This window comes from Paenibacillus jamilae (genome assembly GCF_050482105.1).
Classification (GTDB): Bacteria; Bacillota; Bacilli; order Paenibacillales; family Paenibacillaceae; genus Paenibacillus; species Paenibacillus jamilae_B.
Map to the genome: position 1 here is coordinate 74981 of NZ_JBCNHI010000024.1, position 11855 is coordinate 86835.

Annotated in this window: 9 protein-coding genes; 3 read left to right on the forward strand and 6 right to left on the reverse strand. The window is 44.4% G+C overall.

Going from position 1 to position 11855, the window contains the following annotated elements; genetic code table 11:
• Window positions 1–93: 93 nt before the first annotated feature.
• On the reverse strand, window positions 94–603 hold the full coding sequence (locus ABEW32_RS24250) for a GNAT family N-acetyltransferase (protein WP_430192561.1): 510 nt from the start codon (window positions 601–603) through the stop codon (window positions 94–96).
• A 200-nt stretch (window positions 604–803) separates the two neighbouring features.
• Here ABEW32_RS24250 and ABEW32_RS24255 point away from each other — a divergent pair, with 200 nt between their 5' ends.
• Both ABEW32_RS24255 and ABEW32_RS24260 read left to right on the forward strand, forming a co-directional pair.
• Window positions 804–1541, forward strand: a complete 738-nt coding sequence (locus ABEW32_RS24255; protein ID WP_488168823.1) for an MBL fold metallo-hydrolase — start codon at window positions 804–806, stop codon at window positions 1539–1541.
• A 63-nt stretch (window positions 1542–1604) separates the two neighbouring features.
• Window positions 1605–2693 (forward strand): M24 family metallopeptidase, encoded by a 1089-nt coding sequence (locus ABEW32_RS24260; protein WP_430192565.1) that lies wholly within the window; start codon window positions 1605–1607, stop codon window positions 2691–2693.
• A gap of 26 nt (window positions 2694–2719) precedes the next feature.
• On the opposite strand, the gene ABEW32_RS24265 is transcribed toward ABEW32_RS24260, so the two are convergent.
• From ABEW32_RS24265 to ABEW32_RS24285, 5 genes are all read right to left on the reverse strand, one after another.
• Complete coding sequence (locus tag ABEW32_RS24265; protein WP_016820648.1) at window positions 2720–3418, reverse strand: queuosine precursor transporter; 699 nt, start codon at window positions 3416–3418, stop codon at window positions 2720–2722.
• Between the two features lie 247 nt (window positions 3419–3665).
• Window positions 3666–5063, reverse strand: a complete 1398-nt coding sequence (locus tag ABEW32_RS24270; RefSeq protein WP_430192568.1) for an L-cystine transporter — start codon at window positions 5061–5063, stop codon at window positions 3666–3668.
• A gap of 240 nt (window positions 5064–5303) precedes the next feature.
• Window positions 5304–7205 (reverse strand): beta-glucoside-specific PTS transporter subunit IIABC, encoded by a 1902-nt coding sequence (locus ABEW32_RS24275; protein ID WP_430192570.1) that lies wholly within the window; start codon window positions 7203–7205, stop codon window positions 5304–5306.
• 165 nt (window positions 7206–7370) lie between these two features.
• On the reverse strand, window positions 7371–8204 hold the full coding sequence (gene licT / locus ABEW32_RS24280; protein WP_013369998.1) for a BglG family transcription antiterminator LicT: 834 nt from the start codon (window positions 8202–8204) through the stop codon (window positions 7371–7373).
• 209 nt (window positions 8205–8413) lie between these two features.
• Entirely contained in the window at window positions 8414–9646 is a 1233-nt protein-coding gene (locus ABEW32_RS24285; RefSeq protein ID WP_430192572.1) for a PTS transporter subunit EIIC, read from the reverse strand.
• Window positions 9647–10147: 501 nt separating this feature from the next.
• On the opposite strand from ABEW32_RS24285, the gene ABEW32_RS24290 reads away from it, so the two are divergent.
• Entirely contained in the window at window positions 10148–11848 is a 1701-nt protein-coding gene (locus ABEW32_RS24290; RefSeq protein WP_430192574.1) for a methyl-accepting chemotaxis protein, read from the forward strand.
• The last annotated feature ends 7 nt before the right edge of the window (window positions 11849–11855 follow it).

Below are 11855 nucleotides of genomic sequence, written 5' to 3' on the forward strand. Positions count from 1 at the left end.
AGAAATAGCAAAGTAAAAAAGGCTGCTCCCAAAATCGCTACACTGACAGTGTATGAGACGATGCTGGAGACAGCCTTTTTCTGTAGCTCAATATTAATCTACTCGCTTGCCCAATATAGCCAGATCTCGCTCTACGCTGTCGAGCACGGCAACGCGCGGATAGTACCCCCATTGCTCAAAGCCAAACTTCCGCAGCAACGCAATACTCGGCTCATTATGACCAAACACAAACCCCAACAAGGTTGTAATTCCCAGTCTAGGACATTCATTCAGCAAGTGCTGTACCAGACGGCTTCCAGTTCCGGTTCCACGAGAATCCTCATGAACATAAATGCTAATTTCCGCTGTACCATTATAAGCTGGACGTCCATAAAAGGACTGAAGGCTGGCCCATCCGGCAATGGTACCCTTTTGTCTTAGTACCCACAAAGGGCGATGGTTTTCCTCATGAGCCTCAAACCATGGAATACGGCTCTCCACTGTCACCGGCTCCAGATCTGCTGTGACCATTCGTCCTGCAATCGTAGAATTATAAATATCCACAATATCGGGAAGATCCTCCCTGCATGCAATTTCAATGGAAAAAGATTGATCCTTGTTCATTATCGTATCTGCCCCCCTATTGTGGTGATTTATTTATTGTACAGGACAAGCGCCGGAACCGCCATATCGAGTTGTTTTGCGGATTAACCCCAAAGGGTCTTATAATAGAGCTTGAACATAAGCCAGCGCTACATTAACCAATTTAACAACATGAGACGGGAGGTATGCTTCGGAGTCAAAGGAATCTGGAGCAACTTAATATGAATATTGGAACTCAAATTTTGATTTTGGAAGTGTCTATGGGACCTTTTTTTGGAAATTCGATCATTCATCCTGTACTGCTCAAAGATGAGGATGGACTTACATTGATAGACTCGGGTATGCTCGGCCAATTGGAGCCTCTGCGCAAGGCTATTTCAGATGTGGGTGAGGATATAAGCCGTCTGAAAAGAATTATTATAACGCATCAGGATATTGACCATATCGGAAATGTTCAAGCACTGCTGGACTTGCTACCGAACACTGCCCTGCTGGCCCATAAGGATGACATTCCTTATATGACAGGAGAACGACCATTTATAAAGCTGACGCCGGAACGCATCAATCTGATGGAGCCTGCACTCAAGCAACAAGCAGAGGATATGATTCGCCGCCTGCCAGATTTGCGCTTTGCTCATATGCTTGAGGATGGTGAACATCTGCCTTATGGTGGAGGCATACAGATTATTCATACACCTGGTCACACGCCCGGACATATCAGCTTGTATGTGCCTGCACACAAGCTGTTGTTGGCAGCAGATGAACTGCGTGTAGTCGAAGGTGAGCTGGTCGGTCCCGCTGAGTCAGCTACGCCGGATATGCCGTTGGCTCTAAAGAGCCTTGATAAGCTGACTGTATTGGATGTTGATAAGGTACTCTGCTACCATGGTGGTTACTACGATCACAACGTACAGGCACGTCTGCAAGCATTAAGTCAGTCAAGAGAGTCAACCATTTAAAGATATAAATTAGGGTGTAACAAGAGCTATAATGAATAAATGGACAGAAAGGAATGAGACTCTATGAATGATAAAATTGCCAAATTGTATGGTGAACTCAAGTCACAAGCTTGGGATGGTCTGCTTGTGACCGATCCCAAACACATTTACTACCTTACAGGATTCTCCAGTGATCCACATGAGCGTTTTCTAGGGCTCGTGCTGCTTCGCGACCAAGAACCAGAACTGATTGTACCAGCTCTGGATGCCGAAGCCGCTCAAGCAGCTTCTTCCGTGAAGCGTATATCCACCCACACCGACACAGACAATCCATATGATCTGTTACGCCAACGCACAGGTACCGAAGTGAAAGCTTTCGCACTGGAAAAGGAGCATGTCTCCGTCCTCCGTTACGAACAATTACATACTGCCATTGGTGCGGCTCAATATGTGGACTTGGGTCCAGTGCTTCAAGAAATGCGCGTGAGAAAGACTCCTGAGGAAGTACAACGTCTGAAACATGCAGCTCGTTTGGTGGAAGATGCTCTTCGTCACGGCCTAACCCATGTTCGCGAAGGGGTGACGGAAGTCGAACTGGTAGCCGAAATCGAATACCAGATGAAAAAACTCGGGGCAGATGGCCCATCCTTTGACACTACAGTGTTGTCTGGACCCAAAACAGCCTTGCCTCATGGTGTTCCAGGGACCCGCAAGCTGCAACACGGCGATCTGCTCATGTTTGATATGGGTGTATATTCCGATGGTTATGCTTCGGATATTACGCGCACTTTTGCCTTCGGCAAGCTGTCGACTGAGCTGGAAACGATATATAATACGGTTCTTCGCTCAAACGAAGCCGGAATTGCCGCCATTCGCCCGGGAGTTTCCTGTGCATCCGTAGACCAAGCAGCTCGAGCCGTTGTTGAAGCCGCTGGATATGGCCCTGCTTTTAACCATCGGGTTGGACATGGTCTTGGTATGAGCGTTCATGAATATCCGTCTGTACACGGAGGTAACAGCGATCTGCTTCATGAAGGGTTCGTGTTCACGATTGAACCTGGCATCTACGTGCCAGGTCTCGGAGGTGTGCGGATCGAGGATGACGTTCTGGTCACCTCTGAGGGTGTGGAAGTGCTGACCTCCTTTCCGAAGGAACTGACCGTGCTGGGATAAAAAAAAGAGGGGCAACCCCAAGCCAATCATGGCTTGAGGGTTTGCCCCTCCTCTTCTATCAAGCGGAAATTGCGTGCGATATACAAAATCGGTGTACCGGCTGCAGTCAGTACGAATTTTAAGATGTAGGTGGTAAACAGCAGCTCGATCCATATCCCCCACGCATAGCCGTAAAAAGCAATACTACAGAAAATAAGAGTGTCTATAAACGAGCTGATCATCGTGCTGCCATTGCCGCGAATCCAGAGCTGATGACGCTCCGGGAAAAACTTGCGAATCCAGGCGTATAGACGCACATCCAGCAATTGGCTGACCGCATAGGCTGTCAAGCTGGCAAGCGCAAGCCTTGGCAACAATCCGAAGAGCTGTTGCATCGGTGTCTGGGCAAAATCCGTTGCAGTAGGCTCAAACAATAGCACCATCTGCATCGTAATTGTTGTCATAATCAGAGTGAAAAAGCCGAACCATACAGCTTTTCGCGCCTCTTTAGGCCCATATTTTTCATTTAGTAAGTCGCTGGCCATATACATAGAAACATACATTGTATTTCCCAATGTCGTGGTAATGCCAAGCAGATCAATGGTTTTGGTTACCTGAATGTTGGCCAATACAGTAGCAACGCCAATCCAGGCGTACAGCCCTTTTTTACCAAACAACCGATAACATAACAAAAAGAACATAAAATTGACGAGGACAAATGCTGCCCCCCATAACAGATTAAACATGAAATCCTCCTAGTTTTGATAGCGCGGGATGGTTGCGAACCGCGGTTCATCCGAACAAGCCGGAAAAACATTATTTTAATGTATCATAGATTAAGATTGGTGAACAGCTTTAATTCACGCGGTCATAAGCCCAAAATAAAGAGCCGACCTTAGGGTCGGCTCTAAGTATGGAGGTACACACTGCACGTGTACATATGCAATAGATGCGATATGAGACTGCATTGTACACCATCCGTCTATCTTTTACTTAAGAGTGCGCCGCTGCATCCAGATCCGTGCCATGGTTGTTGAACACGTCTTGATCGTTCTCCTTGAGTACTTTGCCAGAGATAAGACCTGCGGTAATCGAATCATTAACATTCAACGCGGTACGTCCCATATCAATCAATGGTTCAACTGAAATGAGCAATCCAGCCAAAGCCACAGGCAGGTTCAGGGTAGAAAGCACGATCAGTGAAGCGAAAGTGGCACCACCGCCTACACCTGCCACCCCAAATGAGCTGATCGTAACAACCAGAATAAGTGTGAGGATAAAATCCCAGCTTGTAGGATCTATGCCCACGGTTGGTGCAATCATGACTGCCAGCATCGCCGGATAAATTCCAGCACAGCCGTTTTGCCCAATGGTTGCTCCCAGGGTTGCGGACAAATTCGCGATGCCGTCGGACACACCAAGCTTTTTCGTTTGTGTTTCAACATTTAATGGAATGGTCGCTGCACTGGAACGAGACGTAAAAGCAAAAACCAGTGTAGGCAATACCTTTTTCACATATGTCACTGGATTGTAGCCGAACAAGGCCAACAAAATAAGATGAATGACGAACATAACCAATAAAGCCACATAAGAAGCAAGTACAAACTTGATCAGCTTCAAGATTTCATCCGGATTTGTCGTAGCTACGACTTTCGTGATCAGTGCCAAAATACCGTAAGGCGTTAATCTCAGCACTAGCGTTACAATCCGCATCACTACAGCGTACACTGCGTCGATCACTTTGCGGAAGGTTTGTGCCTGTTCCGGTTTTTTACGATCTAAACCAAGCACTGCCACCCCGATAAAGGCCGAGAAAATAACCACTGCCAATGTCGATGTACGGCGTGCCCCCGTCATATCTTCAAAAGGATTCGAAGGAATAAATTCCAGCACCTGCTGTGGAATGGTCATATCCTGGACTGTTCCCAGTCGTTCTTCCATCTTCAGGCCCTGTGCCTGCTCCTTCTCCCCACTTTGAATCTCAATTGCTTTCAGATCAAAAGACAGGCTGGTTACAATACTTACTGAAGCAGCAATTGCCGTTGTAATCAGTAGCACTGCAATAATGGACACGCTTATTTTGCCAAGGTTCTGTCTTCCCTTCAAATTCATAATAGCCGAAATAATCGATACCATGATCAACGGAATCACGACCATTTGCAGCAAACGGACATAACCATTACCTGCAAGGTTGAACCAATCGACCGATTTGGTAATGACCTCTGAGCCAGACCCATAAGCGTACTGAAGAATAGCCCCGTAGATCAGCCCGAAGCCGAGCCCGGTAAATACTCTTTTTGTAAAAGAGATGCGCTTTTTCTGCATCCAGACCAACACGCCGAGCAGTGCAAGCAGCACGATAACATTCAAAATAATAAAGAAGGTATCCATATATCATTTCCTCCAAACTTAAACGTAAAATGTTTTCTAAAGTGACCCTTCAATCCGAAGATTACTATATCACAAAGCCAACTATTTTTGTAGGTTTTATTGAAATAAAAATAATAAAGCTGCTTCAGCCTTAGATTTTATGAAAACGACAAACAGCAAACCTTCGTAAGATGAAGGCTTGCTGTTTGTTATTCTGAACACAACGATTCGTATTCAATGTATACGTAGATTTTTCGACTGTCAGACGATCACTGTATATAACAGTTCCTGTTCCTTAACCACTTTTTGCTGATTTCCAGCAGGTTTCAACTCGCTAAACTGATCTACATTCGTAACAATAACAGGCGTAATCGTTTCGTAACCAGCCTTGCGGATCTCCATTAGATCAAACTCCAGTATAAGATCGCCTACTTTCACACGATCTCCTGCTTTAAGATGGGGCGTAAAATGAAGTCCTTTTAGTTTAACAGTGTCCATCCCAACATGAATGAGCATTTCAAGTCCTGAATCACTCACCAAGCCTACAGCATGTCCGCTCTTGGAAATGGAGAACACTGTGCCGTCAACCGGGGAAACAACCCGACCTTCGGAGGGTTCAATAGCCCATCCTCTACCCATAATTTCTTGAGAAAATGCAGGATCATTGACTTCACTAAGCGGTTTAACTTCACCCATAATTGGGCTGAATACCGGGATTTCCTCACCTTTCGGCAGCGAGTTCATCGCAGATTGTGCCACTTCCTCAGTGGAGATGTCACCGGCAGTATCTGCTGCTTGTGGTGCTTCTTCGTTCTTTTCATCTGTAAAACCGATCACATAGGTAACAATCGTAGCAACTACAAATGCAATGATGAGACCAAGAATTGCGTACAGGAATGTCGGTCCAATAAACATTGCCAAACCAGGCAAACCAACGAGTCCCCCAACGACGTATGCTTTTGTACCAAACAAACTCATGAAGCCCCCGCCGACAGCTCCGCCAATCAGCGCTGCAGTAAACGGTTTTTTAAACCGCATATTCACACCATACATTGCAGGCTCGGTTACACCCATAATAGCCGTCAAGCTTGTGGAGAAGGCCACTGTTTTGACTTTGGCATTTTTGGATTTCAAGAATACGCCAAGTGTAGCACCCGCTTGAGCCAAGTTAGCTGCACCCATAATTGGAATCATATAGTCATAGCCCAACGTTGCAATCGAACCGATCATAATAGGAACCAACGCGTAGTGCATACCCGTCATAATGATCAGCGAGAAGGTACCGCCCAGCAGCAGACCTGCAAGTGCACCTGTATTTTCAAACAACCAAGAGATACCGCCTGACAGGCCATTACCAATAATGGAGCCGAGTGGCCCTACAGCAACTAAAGTCAAAGGGACAATAATCAATAGAGTCAATGTCGGAACAACGAGCAGCTTCAGTGATGCATGTGTATACTTATCAATAAATTTTTCAACATAAGATGCTAGCCAGACTGCAATAACGATTGGAATAACGGTCGAAGAATACGTGGCCGCTGTCACCGGAAGACCAATAAAGCTAACCTTCACGTTAGATGCCAGTAAAGCTGTAATCGTCGGGTGCAAAATGGACGCACCAATCGCCGCACCAATAAACATATTACTGCCAAGTTTTCTAGCCGCACTCACAGCCAAAATAATCGGCAGGAAGTAGAATGCACCGTCACCTATTGCCGCTAAAATCGTATAGGTTTGGCTCTTATCGGACATCCAGTTCATCGCTACCAAAAGAGCAATGATCCCTTTGATCATACCTGCACCAGTGATCGCCGGTAAAATAGGTGTAAACATACCCGCAATAAAGTCGAACAGTTGACTGATCGGGTTTTGTTTTTTCTTGGATGCAGTGCTGGTGCTTGCTTCACTTTGCGGAGCCTTGGACATGTTGCTCACCAATGCTTTGTACACGTTAGCTACATCATTACCGATAATCACCTGAAACTGGCCGCCACTTTCCATGACTCCCATGACGCCATCCGTTTTTTGCAACTGCTCTTTCTGAGCTTTCTTATCATCGTGAAGGTTGAAGCGCAAGCGCGTCATGCAGTGAATGACCTGCTCTACGTTTTCTTCTCCACCGACCAATGTAAGTATCTCTTTGGATAATTGATTTCGATCCATGAGGTTTTCCTCTTTTCTTTTAAGGTATAAAGTGTGAAAATTCGGAACAAAAAAAACCTGAATACAGAAAGCAGACAGCTTGATAAAAGCCAATCTTCTTTCAGCATTCAGGTTTTGCCTTCTGGTTTAGAAGTAGCAATCCTAAATCCCTGATCATACATGAAATCATTGATTTTTAATGATACGCTCGATATGAATGGTGAGATACAGCATCTCATCCTGGGACAAGCTCCGACCATAGATCTTAGTCGTATAATCTCTTATTTTTTCCGCACAAGCATAAGCGTCCTTATATTGTACCTTAACCATATCATGAAGGGAATTATCTGTATTTTGTACAGGCGTTCCATTCATAACCCGTTGGGCAAAAAATTTGAGATGTGTAATAAAGCGGTAATAGCTTAACGACTCCTCATCCAGCTCCATTACAAAAAAGCGGCTAACAATGTTTATGATATCCTTGACAATATTAGTCAGGGTTATCGTTTCACGCATTTCACTGTTAAGCTGTGCATTCACCAAATGTAAGGCAATAAACGCCCCTTCATCATCTGGAAGTGTAACCCCCAGCTTGTCCTGAATCATGTGTAATGCTTTGGTACCAATTGCGAATTCCTTGCGGTACATTCGTTTGATTTCCCAGTAAAGTGCATTCTTGATGTCCATACCCAAACGATAACGCTCTATGGCAAAATGGATATGATCTGTCAGCGAAATATAGATGCTGTCATGCAACTCTACACCAAGTATCGTTTTGGCATATTGGATGATTTCATCAGAAATTTCAACATACTCAATAGGGATATCAGACATCAGGGTCATCAATTTGCGGGAAACTTCGGTACTTTCAAGCTTAAATATTTTCTCGATTTTCCCTTCTTCAATCTCATCGCCTGTGTTTTTTTTAAAAGCAATTCCTCTTCCCATAATGACTAATTCTTTCTGCTGTTCATCAATGACCGTTACGACGTTATTATTCAGCACCTTTGCAATCTTCATTCCATCACCTTAAGCCGCTTGGAGTAGTAAAAAAAGGCAATACCAAAACTGACACATAGTGCCTGTTTATGGTTTTGCCCGATATGCTCAGTAACAATCCATGATTGTGCAGTTTTGATTAACTGACATCATAATATCATATAAACACTGAGCTGACAAGATTTTTTTGTAAACACTTTCATGAGATGATTAGGCGCTAGCGCTGCAACTTAACTGTTAGAGTTCTTTTCCACATTCAAACCCGAGGAATCACTGATACGGGATGCGGATGCAATTTTTGATGGCCCCTCTTTTTCATCCACAAAGCCCATAAAATACGTAATTACGCCAGCCGTAACAAACGAAATCAGCATGCTCAAAATAGCGTAAACAAATGTAGCATCGGAAAACAGGGGTAAGCTTAGCAAGCCAGATAAGGCTGCAAAAGCAGTCAATTTCACTTCAAACAGACACATACATGCCCCACCAATAGCCCCGCCGACCAGTCCCGCGATAAGCGGTTTTTTGAAACGCACATTAACGCCATATAATGCCGGTTCAATGATTCCCAACATAGCCAACAGGCCTGTGGAAGCAGCGAGTGTTTTAACTTTGGCATTTTTGGACTTAACACATACGCCGAAGGCCGCGCCTGCCTGAGCCATAACTGCCGCCGCAACAACAGGAGTAATAGAATCATAGCCATTCGTAGCCATGGATTCTATTATGTTCATCGACATCATATATTGCATGCCTGCAAAGTGGAGCACAGGTATCGTCCCGCCAAACAGCAGACCTGCAAATACGTCCGCATCGTCAAACAGTGAAGCCAAACCATCCGACAAGTTATGAGCGAGGGACGTCCACAGCGGGCCAAAAACAAACAGCAATAAAGGCACAATCATGATAAGCGTCAATGTCGGAACGATCAGCAATTGAATTGAATAGCGGTCGAACCTTATCAATCCCTTTTCAATCTTCGATGCAAGCCAGACACCAATAAGGATCAGTATAAAAGAAGCAAGATACTGTTGCTCCACCACGGGTAAACCGTCTGAGTTCATTTTTAGGCTGGATTGCAGCAGCTCTATAATGCCGGGAGAATATGAGCTGATCCCAATTGCCGCCGCAATAAATATATTGCTACCAAGCTTTCTTGCTGCATTGATCGCTATCATAACGGGCAAAAAATAAAATACGCTCCCACCAATGTACCCTAAAGCGGTTAAGACTTGAGAATCAGAAAAAAAGTCTACCACCAATAAAACAGTCGCAATCCCCTGAATGATTCCTCCGCCAATTAGCAATGGCAAGAGCGGAATGAATACGCCTGAGATAAAATCAAACAGGCGACTGATCGGATTCCCTCTTCTATTCGCTTTATCTTGATCTATAGATGGCTTCTGGTTATCTTCTCCTTCAACCTTCAAATTTAATTCCTTAGTAAGTAATTCCTGGTCCATAACTGCCTTTTCCCCTTTTATATGTATATTGAAGGCCACATTCGAACTTATTAAAGCAAGCTTAGAAGAAGCTTGTAAAAAGTGGTATTCCTTATACTACTTATATTCCTTCTTTTTTACAATAGTTATAAAAGCACAGATAAAGCTTTTTAATTTCTTACTCCTGATAATTTACATCAAACTTACATCTAAACACCCAAGACCATAGTTATATATTTTTTGTTTGTTTTTGGGCAAATATGACTATTCAACCGTCTGTTAATTATGTAAAATAGGTCTAACCTACTTTTTAGTAAATCATGGATTACTTCCCTTTCTCATATCTTGTTCCTTGAATACAGCTGAAATATACATAGAATCCGAACATTTTCAGTCTTTTCTTCAAGCAAAGAAAGGAAAACAAGTAGATCATGGCGTGTCTAGTATCTCGTTGGACAAGCGTCCTACATCAAGCAGGGAAATTTGTCTGTTTTATTACCAGCATGTGAGAGGAGAATTTTCATGAAGCGTTTTAATCGTTCCCTCGGCGCAAAATTGCGAATTATGTTTTTGTTAATTCAGCTCTTTGCGTCCCTTCTGTTCAGTATTAGTTTTTATGCAGTGTCCATGAGTATCATCAATAGCAGTGTCATGCCTCAAGTAGATCAGTTGCTAGAGACTGGAGCAAAAAATGTGTATCAGGATCTCAATATTTCCTTAGCTGTTCAAGCTGGGCAAGGAAGCAGTTCTGATTCCGGCTCCGCTATGCAAATGGAAGCTTATCTTCAGGACAAGGTCGACACCCTCAAATTAGAATCGGCATATATTGCGGTTTTGAAGGATGATGGCAAGACCGAGGTTGTCGCACGAAACGTAAAATCAGCATATAAGGTTAAGGATGCGCTCGTTCCTGTTGAGGATATTAAAGAAGCCAAACAAGGCGAGATGAATATCAGTGGTATTTACAGTGACTCACACGGGGTACACAAAACCGCCTTCTTTGCTATATCGGGCAGCAATCTGGTGCTTGGCGTGAACGAAGATGTCGGATTCGTACAGGAAAAATCCCAACAAATTCTATGGATTTGCATAGGTATTACACTGGCAACACTTATACTGGGCGGAATTATTTCTACCCTTGTCATACGTAAAGTTGTGCAGCCTATTGCTGAATTGGTTCGTCATAGTGAAAAAATTGCCCAAGGTGACCTTTCGCAAGAAACGAAGGTTCAGGGAGTTAATGAAATTGCTCAACTTGCCCGCAGCTTTCAATCTATGTCTCACAACTTGAAGGAAATGATCGGCCACGTGCTTACAACATCAGGTGCAGTTGTTCAAGGATCGGATGAGCTGCTTCGGCGGACTGAGGCTATGAGTGTCAAAGTGCAGGACTCTACAGTTGCCGCTGAGGAAGTAGCCAAGGGAAGTACCAGCATCGCTTCTGCTGCTGCTGAAAATGCTCAGGCTATGGAAGAGATCGCTCAAGGAGTTCAGCATATCGCTTCCTCTGCCAATGATGTATCTGACCAAATCAGTGAAGCAACCAAAGAAACGGTTAATGGGAATACACTTGCTCAAAAAGCTGTAGCTCAAATGTCACAGGTAGGACACGCTGCCGATGAATCGCTTCGATACATACATAGTATGAACGAACGCTCAGAAGCTATCGGCAGCATCGTCTCTGCAATTTTCGATATTACAAAGCAGATTCAGATGTTGTCGCTGAATGCCTCCATCGAGGCTGCCCGCGCGGGCGAACATGGACGAGGCTTCGCCGTAGTTGCCGGAGAAGTTCGCAAGCTCGCAGAGCAATCCAAAGAAGCAACACAGGAAATTTCGGACTATTTGGTTACCATTCAGGAAGTGTCGAAGCAATCTGTGGACTCTGTGACCCAGGTTAGCCGTGAAATTCATTCGGGAACGGAAATGGTTCAACAGGCGAGTTTCGCCTTTAGCCAGCTAAGTGAGTTCATGCAAAAGATCAACGCTACGATTCAAACGGTATCCGCAGCAACGGAGCAAGTATCCGCCAGTTCGGAGGAAGTATCTGCTTCCGTGGAAGAGACAGCTCTCATCGCTGCCAATGCACAGCATATGATTCAGGAGATCGGTTTTAATGCCGATGAGCAGCTGAATGAAATGGAAAGCCACAGTGAGGTTGTTCGTCAATTAAGCCAACAAGCAACTGAACTGCAAAAGGCGGTTCAAAAATTTAAAATTTAGTAAGCTG

Bases quoted from the DNA above. Each gene is read 5' to 3' on its own strand.
- ABEW32_RS24290 (WP_430192574.1), top strand. From the start codon at position 10,148: ATGAAGCGTTTTAATCGTTCCCTCGGCGCAAAATTGCGAATTATGTTT.
- ABEW32_RS24260 (WP_430192565.1), top strand. From the start codon at position 1,605: ATGAATGATAAAATTGCCAAATTGTATGGTGAACTCAAGTCACAAGCT.
- ABEW32_RS24270 (WP_430192568.1), bottom strand. From the start codon at position 5,063: ATGGATACCTTCTTTATTATTTTGAATGTTATCGTGCTGCTTGCACTG.
- ABEW32_RS24255 (WP_488168823.1), top strand. From the start codon at position 804: ATGAATATTGGAACTCAAATTTTGATTTTGGAAGTGTCTATGGGACCT.
- ABEW32_RS24265 (WP_016820648.1), bottom strand. From the start codon at position 3,418: ATGTTTAATCTGTTATGGGGGGCAGCATTTGTCCTCGTCAATTTTATG.
- ABEW32_RS24275 (WP_430192570.1), bottom strand. From the start codon at position 7,205: ATGGATCGAAATCAATTATCCAAAGAGATACTTACATTGGTCGGTGGA.
- licT (WP_013369998.1), bottom strand. From the start codon at position 8,204: ATGAAGATTGCAAAGGTGCTGAATAATAACGTCGTAACGGTCATTGAT.
- ABEW32_RS24285 (WP_430192572.1), bottom strand. From the start codon at position 9,646: ATGGACCAGGAATTACTTACTAAGGAATTAAATTTGAAGGTTGAAGGA.
- ABEW32_RS24250 (WP_430192561.1), bottom strand. From the start codon at position 603: ATGAACAAGGATCAATCTTTTTCCATTGAAATTGCATGCAGGGAGGAT.